This window comes from Streptomyces sp. CBMA123 (assembly GCF_014596465.1).
Taxonomy (GTDB): domain Bacteria; phylum Actinomycetota; class Actinomycetes; order Streptomycetales; family Streptomycetaceae; genus Kitasatospora.
In genome coordinates this window covers 31,006-45,413 of the sequence record NZ_MECK01000490.1, presented here as the reverse complement: position 1 = coordinate 45,413, position 14,408 = coordinate 31,006, and the positions used below count along the sequence as shown (strand labels likewise).

Genomic DNA, 14,408 nt, shown 5'->3' with positions numbered 1-14,408 from the left:
GCACCAGTGCCCCGGCCGCCCCCGCCGCGCAGAGCGTCGCCGCGGGCGGCGAGCTCGCCCACACCGGCGCCGGTGACGTCGAGATGCTCGGAGCCGCCGGGCTCGCGCTGCTGATCGGTGGCGGCGTGCTCTACCGCCGCGCCCGCGCCGGCGCCCGCTGAGCCCTCCCGTCCAGCCGTTCCGCCGACTGAGCCTTGCCGCCCGCTGAGCCCCCGACCGCTCGGCTGCCCCCGTCGGCGGGGCGCAGTCACCCGCCGACGAAACGACGCGCCTACGACCGCCCGATGCCGGGCGGTCGTAGGCGCGTCAGGGCTCGGCGCGCATTCCGCTCAGGACGAGGCGCCCCCGCCCGTCACCAGCTCCGGACCTGCCGGATGATCCGCCGCTTCAGCCGGACCGTCCGACTGCCGTCGGGGAACAGCCTCAGCCGGTCGAGCTCCCAGTGCCCGTACTCGGCGTGCTCGGTGAGCAGTTGGCGGGCCGCGTTGCGCGTGGTGCCGCGCGGCATGCGCAGCGACTGGTACTCGTACTCCGACTGCCGGACCGGCTTCGGTGGGGTCAAAACGCTCCTCCTGAGGATCACCTGCGCGCAAGCCTACGGCCTGCCCCGGACAGTCGGCCCGGGTATTTCCGGCCGACCTCCCGTCCCGGTGCGGCGGTTCGGCGGCCGGTGCCCCGGACACTCGCCTGACAGCGCATCAGTTCTGTTGCCACTGTGGAGGGGATATCCCGATCCCGGCGCACGAAGCGGCACCTGGACGGCCCCGCCGGACCGGCTGTGCGCCCTCTGCGCCCGCTCCACGCCGGTTCTGCCGGGGGCAGAACGTACCGAATCGGACATCAGGGGGGAAGTTGCGGTGAAATCGCGGGTGTAGGTGACAACCGCTGTGCGTACCGGCGCCGCGGGGAGATAGCGTCTGCACCATGTCTGATGCCGCGCAGCCCACCATTGCCGAGGTACGCGCCGCCGCTGAGGCGGTCAAGGCCGCCATCGACCGTCATCTGGAAGCGGTGTCAAGCCCCAACGCAGCTGATGATCCCGCCGTGTCGGCTGCCTACGAGCAGCTCGCGACGGCGGCCATCGCCTATGACCAGCTCCTCTACGAGGTCTACGACGAGGTCACGCCCTTCGAGATCCCGGGCGACGAGGGACCGGGCGGCTACCACGGCCCGGAACAGCCCGAGGCGATCAGCGTGCTGATCCGCCGCGACTACCACGTGGTGGACCCCAAGCGGCTGCGCGCGCAGGCCGAACGGCTCGACGAGTCGCTGACCCCGGGCGGCGCCGGCGGCGTCAACTCGGCGATCGGCGTGCTGTTCGGCGAGTACGAGCCGGACGAGATCGCCGCCCGCAGCGAGGAGTTCGGCCTGGAGGAGGCGGACTCGACGCTCTGGGTCGCGGCGGCCGAGCCGACCGAGCCGGGGGAGTGGCTGCCGGAGCCCTTCGAACACGCCGACCCGCAGCTGCTGATCTGCCGGTTCGACGTGAGCGAGGTCTACGACGAGGACCCCGACGACTGACATCGGACGAACGCGCGAAGGGCGGGTCCGGGAACTCCGGGCCCGCCCTTCGCGCGTCAGCCGGTCGACCGGCGGAGCCGGCGGATCAGTGAGCGGAGACCGCGTTCTCCGCGAGGACCGCCCGCAGCCGGGTGGTGCGCGGCTGCGCCGGGCGCTCGGCGACGGCCTGGGCGAGCGCCGGGCCCGCCGCGTGGACCACGGACAGGTGCCGCTCGCCCCGCCCGAAGGCGGTGTACACCCACTGCCGGGAGAGCGCCGGCCCGGCGTCCTCCGGGAGCACGACCACGGCGGCGGGCCAGCGACGGCCCAGCGCCTGGTGGACGGTCAGTGCCCAGCCGTGCCGCAACCGGCCGGCCTCGGCGGGCGGGACGGTCCGGCGCGAGCCGTCCGAGTACTCCAGGTGCAGGCCGGTGGCGTCGCCGTCCAGCACCCGGGCCGGGCGGGTGATGCCGGGCGCGGGGGACTCCACCACCCGGTCACCCGGGTCGAAACCGCCGAACCGGCCGGGGCCGGGGTTCAGCCGGGCCTTCGCGGCGGCGTTCAGCGCCCGGGTACCGGCCGGGCCACCGTGGCCCGGGGTGAGCAGCACCACCTGCTCGGCGGGGATGCCGAGCGCGCGCGGGATGGAGTCGGTGAGCAGCTGCACGGCGCGGTGGACGGCCTCGCCGCCGTCCTTGGCGGTCAGGATGACCACCTCCTTGTCCGGCGCCTCGACCGGCTGGAGCTCGCCGATGCCGACCCCGGAGACCAGCTCGCCGATCGGGCCGAAGTCCGGGGTGCGGGAGGCGACCGCCGGGCAGACCTTGGCGGCCAGCAGGTCCGCGAAGAACCGGCCGGGGGCGGCCGACCAGAGCTGACCAGGGTCCCCGCTGAGCACCAGCCGGGTGCCGTCGGCGAGCGACTCCAGGACGGTGGCGGCCAGTTCGACGTCCAGCAGCGGCGCGTCCAGTACGACGAGGAGGTCCAGGGCGAGCGAGCCGTCGGCCGCGTGACCGGGGCCCGCCGTACCGGACAGCAGCTCGGCCAGGGTGACCACCGGGGTCTCGGCCTCGCTGAGGGCGTCGAAGGACTCCTTGCCCTGGTCGGTCCAGGTGGCGGCCCAGGCCCGCAGCCCGAGCCCACCGGCGGCGGCGAGCAGCGCGGCCGGTTCGGCGCGGGCCGCCTCACCGCCGGTGTGCAGCACCAGGGCGCTGTCGGCGACGGCCCGGACCAGGGCGGCCGCGGAGGAGGACGGCACGGCCGCGGCGGCGGCCTCCCAGGCGGCGGGGCCGGGGGAGACGGGCACGGCCTCGGCGGGAACGGCGGCGGACTCCCCCGCCTCCGACTCCGGCTCGGCCTCCGGCTCCGATACCGAATCCGACTCCGACTCCGTGACCTCAGCAGCCTCCGGCTCAACGCCCTCCGGCTCGGCGTCCCCCGGCTCGGCGTCCTCGCCCGGCACGAAGGTGGCCATCAGCTGGAGCAGCTTCTCGGCGAGGCTGTCCTCCGCCATCGCCAGTCCCTCCAGCGCGAGCAGCGTCCGCGTCGGCGCCTCGTCCTCGTCGCCGCCGGTCGTCTGCGCCTCGGGGCCGCTCAGCTCCTCCTGGAACGGCAGCACCCGCCCGTCCGCGACGGCGTGCTGGATCGCGGCGGCCGGTTCCGGCATCCGGAGCCGTTCGAGTCCGTCGGCCACCTCGGTCAGCTCCTGGGCCGAGTGCCCGCGCAGCGCCGCCTGTTCCAGCAGCCAGACCACCAGCGCCTGGGCCCGGCGCGGGTCGTCCGGGGCGGCCGAGGCGCCGAGCAGCCCGCGGGCGAAGTGGTCCGCGTTCTCGGGGCGTACGCCGGGCAGGCCGAGGACGGCCCACGGGTCGTCGCGCAGCCGCGCGGCCGCGTCGTCGCCGAACTCGGTCACCGCGGCGGCGGCCAGCTCGGCGGGGGCGCCACCGGCGGTCAGCACCTCGGCGGTCTGCCGGAGCGCGTCGCCGCTCGGCTCCTCGGGCCGAACGGCCTGGGCGGCCCGGGCAGCCTGCGAGGCCGGGGCGGCCTGGCGGGGCCCCGGAGGAGCCGCTGCGGCGGGCTCGGGCTCTGTACCCCGCGCCTCTGTACCCCGAGGCTCGGAATCCCGCGTCTCGGAATCCCGAGCCTCGGAACCCTTCGGCCCGGAAGGCCCGAGCCGATGCGCCCCCGGGCTCGCCCCCTGCCGCTCGATCTGGCGGATCCGCGCCACGATCTCCGCGATCGCCGCCTGGTCGGCGGGCGGAGCCGCAGTCTCCTCCGGAGCGCCGTTCCCCGTGTCACTCATCGTCGTCCGCTCCAAAGGTCACTCCACTGCACGTTCTGTCGACGACCCGGTCCAGGGGCCTACAGCTCGGTCCACCCCTGGTCCGGGTAGCGGTGCACCGGCGACGAGATGTCGTCCAGCGCGCCGCGGATCTCACCCGGAAGCGTAAGCGCCTCCACTGACAGTGCCGCCTGCAACTGTGCCACCGTGCGTGCCCCGACCAGTGCGCTCGCCACTCCGGGCCGGTCCCGGACCCAGGCGAGCGCGACCGCGAGCGGGCTGCTGGCGAGCCCGTCGGCGGCGGTGGCGACGGCGTCGACGATCCGTCGGGAGCGCTCGCCGAGGTAGGGCTGGACGAATCCGGACAGGTAGGGCGAGGCGCCGCGCGAGTCCTGCGGGACGCCGTGCCGGTACTTGCCGGTGAGCACCCCGCGGCCGAGTGGCGAGCCCGCCAGGATCCCGACCCCGGCGTCCAGTGCGGCGGGCAGCGCCTCGCGTTCGATGCCGCGCTGCAGCAGCGAGTACTCCAGCTGCGCCCCGGCCAGCGGCATCCGGTCGTGGTGGGCGCGCTGCCAGGTGGCGGCCTTGGCGAGCTGCCAGCCGCTGAAGTCGCAGACCGCGGCGTAGCGGGCGCGGCCGGAGGCGACGGCGATGTCGAGGGCGCTGAGGGTCTCCTCGACCGGGGTGGTCGGGTCGAAGGCGTGGACCTGCCACAGGTCGACGTAGTCGGTGCCGAGCCGGCGCAGCGAGTCGTCCAGGGCGGCGAGCAGGTGGCCGCGGGAGCCGTCGAAGCGGCGGGTGGACTCGGGGACGCTGCCTGCCTTGGTGGCGATGACCAGCTCGGAGCGGGGGATGAGGCTGTCGGTGAGGCGGGAGATCAGGTACTCGGCGCCGCCGTCGGCGTACACGTCGGCGGTGTCGACCAGGTTGCCGCCGGCGTCGACGAACTCCTTGAGCTGCTCGGCGGCCTCGTGTTCGTCGGTGTCGCGGCCCCAGGTCATGGTGCCGAGACCGAGGCGGGAGACCTGCAGGCCGGTGCGGCCGAGGTGACGTTTTTCCATCGGACGGGCCCTCCACTGGCCGGTGGTACCGGTGGCCCGGTACCACCGGCAAACGCGCAGGTGAGGAGTGTGCTCCCCACGTCGGCTGAGCGTAGCGGCCGGTACCCGGGCAGGGGTGCAGACCCGCAGAACGATCAACGGGGCCGGTGTGACCCAAGCCACCACTACCCGTCAGTAGCATGACCTGTGCGTGCGCGGCTACCCTCGCCACCAAGCCCACCCGACTGGAAGGTTCGGCACATGCGACTCGGCATCAACCTCGGCTACTGGGGACTCGGCATGGACGCCGACAACATCGCGGTGGCCCAGGAGGCGGACCGGCTCGGCTACTCGGTCTGCTGGGCGGCGGAGGCGTACGGCTCGGACGCCGCGACCGTGCTGAGCTTCGTCGCCGCGAAGACCGAGCGGATCGACGTCGGTTCGGCCATCTTCCAGATCCCGGCCCGCACCCCGGCGATGACCGCGATGACCGCCGCGACCCTGGACACCCTCTCCGGCGGTCGCTTCCGGCTGGGCCTCGGCGTCTCCGGTCCGCAGGTCTCCGAGGGCTGGTACGGCGTGAAGTTCGACAAGCCGCTGGCCCGCACCCGCGAGTACGTGGAGATCGTCCGCAAGGCGATGTCCCGCGAGCGCCTGGTGCACGAGGGCGCGCACTGGACCCTGCCGCTGCCCGGCGGCCCGGGCAAGCCGATCAAGCTGACCGTGCACCCGGTGCGCGAGCACATCCCGCTGTACATCGCCGCGATCGGCCCGAAGAACCTGGAGCTGACCGGCGAGATCGCCGACGGCTGGCTGGGCATCTTCTTCTCGCCCGAGCACGCGGCGCTCTCCCTGGACGCCCTGACGGCGGGCCGCGCCAAGGCCGGGAAGACGCTGGACGGCTTCGACCTCTGCCCCACCGTGAACATCGCGGTCGGCGAGGACACCAAGGCCGCGGTCGACGGCCTGCGCTCCTACGCCGCGCTCTACATCGGCGGCATGGGCAGCAAGGAGAAGAACTTCTACAACCAGCTGACCCGGCGCATGGGTTACGAGCAGGCGGCCGACGAGATCCAGGAGAAGTACCTGGCCAAGGACTACGCGGGCGCCGCGGCCGCCGTCCCGCACGACCTGATCGACGCCACCTCGCTGATCGGCGACACCGCCCGGATCGCCGACCGGATGCAGGCCTACGCCGACGCGGGCGTCACCACGCTCACCCTGGCTCCGTCCGGTTTCACCCTGGACGAGCGGGTCCAGGCGCTGCGCACCGGCGTCGAGGCGCTGGAGCGGGCCGGCCTCGGATAGGTCCCGCACCCCGCGTGGGCACCGACCGGGGTCCGGGCGGCACTACAGCCAGTCGTGCCGCTTGAACACCCGGTGCAGCACCACGCAGACCAGTGCCATCAGCGACAGCACCGCCGGGTACCCCCACGGCTCGTGCAGTTCGGGCATCACGTCGAAGTTCATCCCGTACACGCCCGCGATCATGGTCGGTACGGCGGCCAGCGCCGCCCAGGCCGAGATCTTCCGCATGTCGTTGTTCTGCTGGACGCTCACCTGCGCCAGGTTGGCGCCCAGGATGTCGGAGAGCAGCCGGTCCATGCCGTCCACCTGGTCGTTCACCCGGGCCAGGTGGTCGGCGACGTCCCGCAGGTAGGGGGCGGTCTCGGGTTGGACGAAGGGGGCGCCGCGCTCCAGCCGCAGCATCGGTTCCAGCAGCGGAACGGTGGCGCGGCGGACGGTCATCACCTGGCGCTTGCAGCCGTAGATCCGCCCGGCGGTGTCGCGGCCGATCCGGCCGGGGGCGAAGACGTCCGCCTCCAGTTCGTCCAGGTCCGCCTGCAGGGCGGTGGCCACCTCGACGTAGCCGTCCACCACGGTGTCGCAGACCGAGTGCAGTACCGAACTCGGCCCGTAGCGCAGCAGTTCGGGCTGCTGCTCCAGCCGGGCCCGCAGGCCGCTGAGCGGGGTGTCCGCGCCGTGCCGGACGGTCATCACGAAGTCCGGGCCGAGGAAGACCATCACCTCGCCGCTGGTGACGGCGTGGCTGTCGGCGTGGTGGCCGAGGGTCTTGAGGGTGACGAACAGCGAGCCCTGGTAGGCCTCGACCTTCGGGCGCTGGTGGGCGCTGACGGCGTCCTCGACGGCCAGCGGGTGCAGCGCGAACTCCTTGCCGACCCGGTCGAGTTCCTCGGTGGTGGGTTCGAAGAGGCCTATCCAGACGAAGGCCCCCGGGCCGGCCCCGCGGGCGGCGGTGAGCGAGTCGGTCAGGTCCTCGGAGGCCCCCAGCCGGCGGCCGTCCTGGTATGCGGCGCAGTGGACGATCATGCGGGCCATTGTCCCCCGGGCGCGACCGGGGGACCGGGAGCCGGGTCGGCGGCGTCGGCCCGAGCGGCCGGAGCAGCCCCGGAGCCGCCCCGAAGCGGGGCACCCGACCGTCCCACGGCGGGGCCCGGAGGCCGTAGGCTGAGCCCCATGCCCACCCTGCTGCTCGTCCGCCACGGCCGCTCGACCGCGAACACCGCCGGAATCCTGGCCGGTTGGACCCCCGGCGTGGACCTGGACGACACCGGGCGCGCACAGGCCGCCGCGCTGGCCGGCCGGCTGGCCGGGGTCCCGCTGGTGCGGGCCGTCAGCAGCCCGCTGGAGCGCTGCCGGCAGACGCTGGAGCCGCTGCTCGCCGTCCGCCCGGAGCTGGGCGCGCCGGCCGAGGACGAGCGGCTGGGGGAGTGCCACTACGGCGAGTGGACCGGCCGCCCGCTGGCCGAGCTGGCGAAGGAGCCGCTCTGGCGCACGGTGCAGGACCACGCCGCCGCGGCGGCCTTCCCGGGCGGTGAGTCGCTGCGCGAGCTGAGCCACCGTACGGTCGGTGCGGTCCGGGAGTGGAACGCCGAGATCGCCGCCGAGCACGGTGAGGACGCGGTCTGGGTGGCCTGTTCGCACGGGGACGTGATCAAGGCGGTGGTGGCCGACGCCCTCGGCCTGCACCTGGACCACTTCCAGCGGATCAGTGTCGAGCCCTGCTCCGTCACCGCGATCCGCTACACCCCGCAGCGGCCCTTCGTGCTCAGGATGGGCGACACCGGAGACCTCTCCTCGCTGGCGCCCAAGCCCTCCGCCGCCTCCGCCGCCCCGGCCACTCCGGTCGGCGACGCGGTGGTCGGCGGCACGGCCTGACCGGCACCGCCCGAGGGGTACGGCCTGGAGCGGCACGCCCCGGGCCCGCGGGTGCCACCCCGCCCGCGGCCCCCGCTCGGCTCCCCGGCCGGGGCCCGGAGGTCGTAGGGTGGCTGATGAGTTCCCCGTCTGAGTGCCCCGCAGTTCGACCACCTGCCCAGTTGGACAACCCGATCCGGAGCTAGCGCGTGTCCCGTCAGGTCTTCTTCTACGACCAGCCCGAACGGTTCGTGGCCGGCACCGTCGGTCAACCCGGCGCCCGGGCGTTCTACCTGCAGGCCAGCGCCCGGGGCCGGATCACCAGCGTGCTGCTGGAGAAGAACCAGGTCGCCGCGCTCGCGGAGCGGATCGAGGAGGTCCTGGACGAGGCGCTGCGGCGCAGCGGCGGTGACGCCGCCATCCCGGCCGCCGCCCCCAAGGACCTGCTGGACACCGCCCCGCTGGACCTCCCGCTGGAGCAGGAGTTCCGGGTCGGCACCATGGCGCTGGCCTGGGACAGCGCGGACGCCTGCCTGGTGGTCGAGGCCCAGGCGCTGGTGGAGGACGAGGAGGAGGACGCCGAGGAGGCGGTCTTCCAGGACGACGAGAACGGCCCCGACATGCTGCGGGTGCGGCTGTCCGGCGCGATGGCCCGGGTGTTCGCCAAGCGCGCCCTGGACCTGGTCGCGGCCGGCCGCAAGCCCTGCCCGTTCTGCAACCTGCCGCTGGACCCGGAGGGCCACCTGTGCCCGCGCGCGAACGGCTACCGGCGCTGAACACCGAGACCCCGCCGCAGGCCGACCCGGCGGCGGCCGCCGCCCTCGCCGCCGACGTGCCCACCGCCCTCGCGCTGCTGCGCCAGGGCAGGCTGACCGTGCACGGCCGCCTCACCGAGGCCTCCAACGCCGCGCTGTACTGCACCGTCGAGCACGGTTCGCTGAGCGCCCAGGCCGTCTACAAGCCGGTGGCCGGCGAACGCCCGCTGTGGGACTTCCCGGACGGCACGCTGGCCGGCCGCGAGGTCGCCGCGTACGAGCTGTCCGCGGCGACCGGCTGGGAGCTGATCCCGCCCACCCTGCTGCGCGAGGGGCCGCACGGGCCCGGCATGGTCCAGCTGTGGGTCGAGCCGGATCCGCGGGCCGAGCCGCTGCTGGCGCTGCAGGACCCGGCGGGCCCGGAGGAGGGCTGGCTGCCGATCGTCCGGGCCGAGGTGGAGGGCGGGCGCACCGCGCTGCTGGTGCACCACGACGACCGGCGGCTGCGCCGGCTCGCGGTGCTGGACGCGGTGCTCAACAACGCCGACCGCAAGGGCGGTCATCTGATCCCCGCCGCCGACGGCCGGGTGTACGGGATCGACCACGGCGTCACCTTCAACACCGAGGGCAAGCTGCGCACCCTGCTCTGGGGCTGGGCGGGCGACCCGCTGCCCGCGGAGGCGCTGGAGGTGCTGGCCCGGCTGGCCGGGCAGTTGGACGGGGAACTGGCCGAGCGCCTCGCCCCGCACCTGACCGGCGCCGAACTGGACGCCACCCGCGCCCGGGTGGCCGGGCTGCGGGATTCGGGCCGGCATCCGCTGCCGTCCTCGGACTGGCCCGCGATCCCCTGGCCGCCGGTCTGACCCCACCCGGGCGCGTCGGCGGGGTTACCGGCCGGTGGTCTGGACCAGTCGGCGGAACAGGTCGCACACTGCTCCGATGGACGTGCGACGGACCACCCCCACCCCCCGATCCGCGCCGGACCTGCCGTTGCACCGCCTGCAGGTCCCGCTGCCCCACCTACTGCCCTTCGCCATCGGAAGTTTCGACGCGATCGGCCCGCTCTCCCGCGCCAACTTCCCCCACCGCCACTCGTTCTACGAGATCGTCCAGGTCACCGGCGGCCACGGCGCCCATGTCCTGGACCTGGTCCACCGGCCGCTGGCGCCACCGCAGTTGTGCGTGATCACGCCCGGCCAGGTGCACCACTGGGCGGACGCCGAAGGGCTGGCCGGCCGGGTCGTCCTGTTCAACGAGGACTTCCTGCTGGGGCACCCGCAGGACCTCGCCGCGCTGCGCGCCCTGGCCACCCGCCCCGGCATCGTGCTCGGCGAACAGGCCGGCGCCATCGGCGGGTTGCTCGCCGACATGGAGCAGGAGTACCTGACCAGGGCGCCCGGCTACCAGGGCGTGCTGCGCGCCAGTCTGCACATCCTGATCGTCCGGGCGCTGCGCGCCCGCACCCCGGACGACCGGCCCGCGGTGCCCGCCCGGCCGGCCGAACTGGCCGCCGCCTTCACCCGGTTGATCGCCAGGCCGGGCGGGGTGCGGCACTCGGTGGCCTCCACCGCCCAGGAACTCGGCGTCTCCCCGGGGCACTTGCAGACCCTGGTCAAGCAGGCCACCGGCCGCACCCCGGGCGGGTTGATCCGCCGGCAGCAGACCCTGGAGGCCAAACGGCTGCTCGCCTGCACGGACTTGACGATCCGTCAGGTCGCCAAGGAGGCGGGTTTCGCGGACCCGGCGTACTTCTGCCGCTTCTTCCGGCGGGAGACCGGGATGACTCCGGGGGAGTTCCGGTCCCGGGTCGACGGAAATCACCACGATCCCCGGATCATGTCCATCGCCGTCGGCCGGACGGTCCGTAACGTCTCTTCTGGCCACCGGCGGCCGGTCCAGCGCGCGGACGGCCGCCGGTTCGGCCCTTGTCATGCCCCCACCATGGCAAGGGCCGCCCCCACCCCCGGAAGAACCCCCGCGAAGAACCCGCACGAAGACCCCCACGGAGAACCCACCGGAAGGAGACGGCGCATGCCCCCGTCCGACGGCATGATCAGCCGCAAGACCGTCCTGAAGGCCGCCGCCGCCCTCGGGGCCGCGCCGCTGCTGATCGGCGGCGGGGTCGCACTGGCCCGGGACCAGGCCGGCACCGGCCGCACCCCCGGTCTGACCCCCGAGTGCCACGACGGCGACGACCCCACCATCGAGCAGATCGAGGGCCCGTACTTCAAGCCGAACTCCCCGCTGCGCAGCTCGATGGCGAACGACGGCCCGGGCACCCGGCTGACCGTCAGCGGCTACGTCTTCGGCCGCGCCTGCCGACCCGTCTCCGGTGTGCTGCTGGACTTCTGGCAGGCCGACGACGGCGGCACCTACGACAACGTCGGCTACACCTTCCGCGGCCACCAGTTCACCGACACCAACGGCGCCTACCGGCTGGACACCATCGTCCCCGGCCTCTATCCGGGCCGCACCCGGCACCTGCACGTCAAGCTCCAGGCCCCCGGCCGCCCGATCCTGACCACCCAGCTCTACTTTCCGGGCGAGCCGCGCAACAACACCGACACCATCTACGACGCCCGGCTGCTGATGAACGTCCAGCAGAACGGCTCCGGCGAGAACGCCACCTTCGACTTCGTGCTGGACGTGCCGCAGACCCCGGGCACCCCCAGTCCGACGGCCACCGCCACCCCGACCGGCGGACCGACCGGCGGGCCCACCACGCCGCCGGGCGGCAGCTGGAGTCCGGGTACGGCGTACCGCGCGGGCGACCGCGTCACCTACTCCGGCGCCTCCTACGTCTGCCTCCAGGCGCACACCGCCATGGTGGGCTGGGAGCCGCCGAACGTACCGGCCCTCTGGCAGCGGTCGTAGCGGCTCCGACCGCTTCACCCGGGGAGCCGGGCGCCCGGTCGGCGGCAGGGTCGACCGGGCGCTCACCCGTGTCCGCAACTGAACGGATCGAGCCACAAGCCCGAAGCGGAACGCGCTTTATCAGTCGCGAAGTGACCAGGCAACGACAGGAAGCGAATCCAGTCGATCTTCGTTACTGGTTAGGCTTTCAAATGTTCTCAAGGTTAAGGTCGATCCCATGCATGCCTGGCCCGCCTCCGAGGTTCCCGCCCTGCCTGGTCAGGGGCTCCCCCTTCGTATCTTCGACACCGCAGCGGGCACGGTCCGCGAGGTCGTGCCGCAGGACGGCACCGGCCGGATCTACGTCTGCGGCATCACGCCCTACGACGCGACCCACATGGGCCACGCCGCCACCTACAACGCCTTCGACCTGGTGCAGCGGGTCTGGAAGGACGCCGGTCACGACGTCCTCTACATCCAGAACGTGACCGACGTCGACGACCCGCTGCTCCAGCGCGCCGTCGAGACCGGCCAGGACTGGGTGGCCCTCGCCGAGCGCGAGACGGCCCTGTTCCGCGAGGACATGACCGCCCTGCGGCTGCTCCCGCCGGCCCACTACGTCGGCGCCGTCGAGTCGATCCCGTGGATCGTCCCGATCGTGCAGAAGCTGCTGGCCTCCGGCGCCGCCTACAAGGTCGACGGGGACATCTACTTCTCGGTCGACGCCGACCCGCACTTCGGCGAGGTCTCCGGCCTCACCCGCGAGGCCATGCGCCCGGTCTTCGCCGAGCGCGGCGGCGACCCGGACCGCCCCGGCAAGCGCAACCCGCTGGACGCCCTGCTCTGGCTGGCCGCCCGCCCGGGCGAGCCCGCCTGGGACACCGAGCTCGGCCACGGCCGCCCCGGCTGGCACATCGAGTGCGTGGCCATCGCGCTGCAGTACCTGGGCATGACCTTCGACATCCAGGGCGGCGGCAGCGACCTGTCCTTCCCGCACCACGAGATGGGCGCCTCGCACGCCCAGGTCGCCACCGGCTCCCAGCCGTACGCCAAGGCCTACGTGCACGCCGGCATGGTCGCCCTGGACGGCAAGAAGATGTCCAAGTCCCGCGGCAACCTGGTCTTCGTCTCGGCCTTGCGCCGCGAGGGCGTCGACCCGGCGGCGATCCGCCTGGCGCTGCTCTCGCACCACTACCGCTCCGACTGGGAGTGGACCAAGGCCGTCCTGGACGAGGCCGTCGAGCGCCTCGCCCGCTGGCGGGCCGCGGTCTCCCGGCCGGACGGCCCGGCCGCCGAGCAGCTGCTCGCCGAGGTCCGCACGGCGCTGGCGGACGACCTGGACGCGCCCGCCGCGCTGGCCGCCGTCGACCGCTGGGCCGCCCGGCAGGAGAACGAGGGCGGCACCGACATCGGCGCGCCCGGCCTGGTCTCCCGGACGGTGGACGCCCTGCTCGGCGTCGCGCTGTAGGCCCGTCACCACACGCCGAAGGGGCGCCAGGACATCGGTCCTGGCGCCCCTTCGGCGTTCCGGCCCACGAGCCCGAGCCCAAGCCCAAGCGCCCGAGCCCAGAAGCCCACGCCCAAGCGCCCGAGCCCCGACGGCCCGGCCCTGGGGACGAACTCGCGGGGCCGGGAGCTCAGGGCCGAGCAGGAGCACTACTCCTCCTCGGCCCCCTCCTGGCTCTCCCGGGTCGTCCCCGGCCCCTCCGGCTCGGCCGGCCGCTCGGCCGTCGCGTGCCCCGACACCGGCTTCTCGCCGGTCGGACCGACGTTCTCCCGGCGGCGCAGATAGCGCTCGAACTCGCGCGCGATCGCGTCCCCGGAGGCCTCCGGCAGCTCCGCGGTGTCCTGTGCCTCCTCCAGCTGCTGGACGTACTCGGCCACCTCGCTGTCCTCGGCGGCCAGCTGGTCCACGCCCAGCTGCCAGGCCCGGGCGTCCTCGCCGAGCTCGCCCGGCGGGATCCGCAGGTCCAGCAGGTCCTCCAGCTTGTTGAGCAGCGCCAGCGTGGCCTTGGGGTTGGGCGGCTGCGCGACGTAGTGCGGCACCGCGGCCCACAGCGTCACGGCCGGCACCCCGGCGTGGGTGCACGCCTCCTGGAGCACCCCGACGATCCCGGTCGGCCCCTCGTAACGGCTCTCCTCCAGGTCCAGCCGACGGGCCAGCTCCGGATCGGAGGTGACCCCGCTGACAGGCACCGGGCGGCTGTGCGGGGTGTCGCCGAGCAGCGCGCCCAGGATCACCACCAGCTCGACGCCCAGCTCGTGCGCGAAGCCCAGCAGCTCGTTGCAGAACGAACGCCAGCGCATGCTCGGCTCGATGCCGCGGATCAGCACCACGTCCCTGGTCACCGGCTCCGTCACCCGGACCACCGAGAGCCTGGTGGTCGGCCAGGTGATCCGGCGGATGCCGCCGTCCAGCCAGATCGTCGGACGGTTGACCTGGAAGTCGTAGTAGTCCTCCGCGTCCAGGGCGGCGAGCACCTTGCCGCCCCAGGTCTCGTCCAGATGCGCCAGGGCCGCGGAGGCGGCGTCGCCCGCGTCGTTCCACCCCTCGAAGGCGCAGACCATCACCGGGTCGATCAACTCGGGAACATCTTCCAGCTCGATCACCCAGCGTCTCCCTCCGGTCGGCGGTCGGACCGGCACCGCCTCGGCTGGATCGCCGGGGCGCCGACGGGCCGGCTCCCGCCTGTCGAACCTCTCGTCTCCCATGGAACGGCTCGCTCCATGGTCCCTACCTGCCCAGCCTACGGGCTTTGATGCGCATAGCGGCCGGGCACCGGGACAGTCTGGGGGAGCGGGCCGCCATGATCCAGCGGA

The 14,408-nt window shown here is 73.9% G+C and carries 13 protein-coding genes and 1 pseudogene; 9 read left to right on the top strand and 5 right to left on the bottom strand.

Annotation, left to right across the window (positions count from 1 at the left end; all coding sequences use genetic code 11):
- The coding region (locus tag BG452_RS48245; protein ID WP_188308394.1) for an LPXTG cell wall anchor domain-containing protein at positions 1-161 on the top strand (161 nt) is incomplete at its 5' end.
- A 191-nt stretch (positions 162-352) separates the two neighbouring features.
- Here BG452_RS48245 and BG452_RS35165 read toward each other — a convergent pair.
- On the bottom strand, positions 353-562 hold the full coding sequence (locus BG452_RS35165; protein WP_188308401.1) for a DUF5703 family protein: 210 nt from the start codon (positions 560-562) through the stop codon (positions 353-355).
- Between the two features lie 362 nt (positions 563-924).
- Here BG452_RS35165 and BG452_RS35160 point away from each other — a divergent pair, with 362 nt between their 5' ends.
- Positions 925-1,521 (top strand): hypothetical protein, encoded by a 597-nt coding sequence (locus tag BG452_RS35160; RefSeq protein ID WP_188308393.1) that lies wholly within the window; start codon positions 925-927, stop codon positions 1,519-1,521.
- An 85-nt stretch (positions 1,522-1,606) separates the two neighbouring features.
- Here the strand turns inward: BG452_RS35160 and BG452_RS35155 are convergent, their stop codons facing one another.
- Both BG452_RS35155 and BG452_RS35150 read right to left on the bottom strand, forming a co-directional pair.
- On the bottom strand, positions 1,607-3,709 hold the full coding sequence (locus tag BG452_RS35155) for a helix-hairpin-helix domain-containing protein (protein ID WP_411293072.1): 2,103 nt from the start codon (positions 3,707-3,709) through the stop codon (positions 1,607-1,609).
- Positions 3,710-3,861: 152 nt separating this feature from the next.
- A complete protein-coding gene (locus tag BG452_RS35150; RefSeq protein WP_188308391.1) occupies positions 3,862-4,842 on the bottom strand; it encodes an aldo/keto reductase in 981 nt (326 codons plus the stop codon).
- A gap of 240 nt (positions 4,843-5,082) precedes the next feature.
- Between BG452_RS35150 and BG452_RS35145 the strand changes: the two genes are divergently transcribed.
- On the top strand, positions 5,083-6,129 hold the full coding sequence (locus BG452_RS35145; RefSeq protein ID WP_188308390.1) for an LLM class F420-dependent oxidoreductase: 1,047 nt from the start codon (positions 5,083-5,085) through the stop codon (positions 6,127-6,129).
- 42 nt (positions 6,130-6,171) lie between these two features.
- Here the strand turns inward: BG452_RS35145 and BG452_RS35140 are convergent, their stop codons facing one another.
- Positions 6,172-7,161: a magnesium and cobalt transport protein CorA gene (locus BG452_RS35140; protein WP_188308389.1), complete on the bottom strand. Its 990-nt coding sequence runs from the start codon at positions 7,159-7,161 to the stop codon at positions 6,172-6,174.
- Between the two features lie 138 nt (positions 7,162-7,299).
- Between BG452_RS35140 and BG452_RS35135 the strand changes: the two genes are divergently transcribed.
- From BG452_RS35135 to mshC, 6 genes and pseudogenes are all read left to right on the top strand, one after another.
- Positions 7,300-8,001, top strand: a complete 702-nt coding sequence (locus BG452_RS35135) for an MSMEG_4193 family putative phosphomutase (protein WP_188308388.1) — start codon at positions 7,300-7,302, stop codon at positions 7,999-8,001.
- Between the two features lie 188 nt (positions 8,002-8,189).
- The gene (locus BG452_RS35130; RefSeq protein ID WP_188308387.1) at positions 8,190-8,756 is read left to right on the top strand and encodes a DUF3090 domain-containing protein; all 567 of its coding nucleotides are present in this window, start codon (positions 8,190-8,192) and stop codon (positions 8,754-8,756) included.
- A 56-nt stretch (positions 8,757-8,812) separates the two neighbouring features.
- Positions 8,813-9,598 (top strand): SCO1664 family protein, encoded by a 786-nt coding sequence (locus BG452_RS35125; RefSeq protein ID WP_317621377.1) that lies wholly within the window; start codon positions 8,813-8,815, stop codon positions 9,596-9,598.
- Positions 9,599-9,674: 76 nt separating this feature from the next.
- Positions 9,675-10,481: pseudogene (locus tag BG452_RS35120) on the top strand (AraC family transcriptional regulator); the annotation flags it as partial.
- A 285-nt stretch (positions 10,482-10,766) separates the two neighbouring features.
- Entirely contained in the window at positions 10,767-11,609 is an 843-nt protein-coding gene (locus BG452_RS35115) for a carbohydrate-binding protein (RefSeq protein ID WP_188308400.1), read from the top strand.
- Between the two features lie 217 nt (positions 11,610-11,826).
- The gene (gene mshC / locus BG452_RS35110) at positions 11,827-13,056 is read left to right on the top strand and encodes a cysteine--1-D-myo-inosityl 2-amino-2-deoxy-alpha-D-glucopyranoside ligase (RefSeq protein WP_188308385.1); all 1,230 of its coding nucleotides are present in this window, start codon (positions 11,827-11,829) and stop codon (positions 13,054-13,056) included.
- 188 nt (positions 13,057-13,244) lie between these two features.
- Here mshC and BG452_RS35105 read toward each other — a convergent pair whose 3' ends face one another.
- Positions 13,245-14,198 (bottom strand): PAC2 family protein, encoded by a 954-nt coding sequence (locus BG452_RS35105; protein ID WP_188308384.1) that lies wholly within the window; start codon positions 14,196-14,198, stop codon positions 13,245-13,247.
- Positions 14,199-14,408 lie beyond the last annotated feature (210 nt).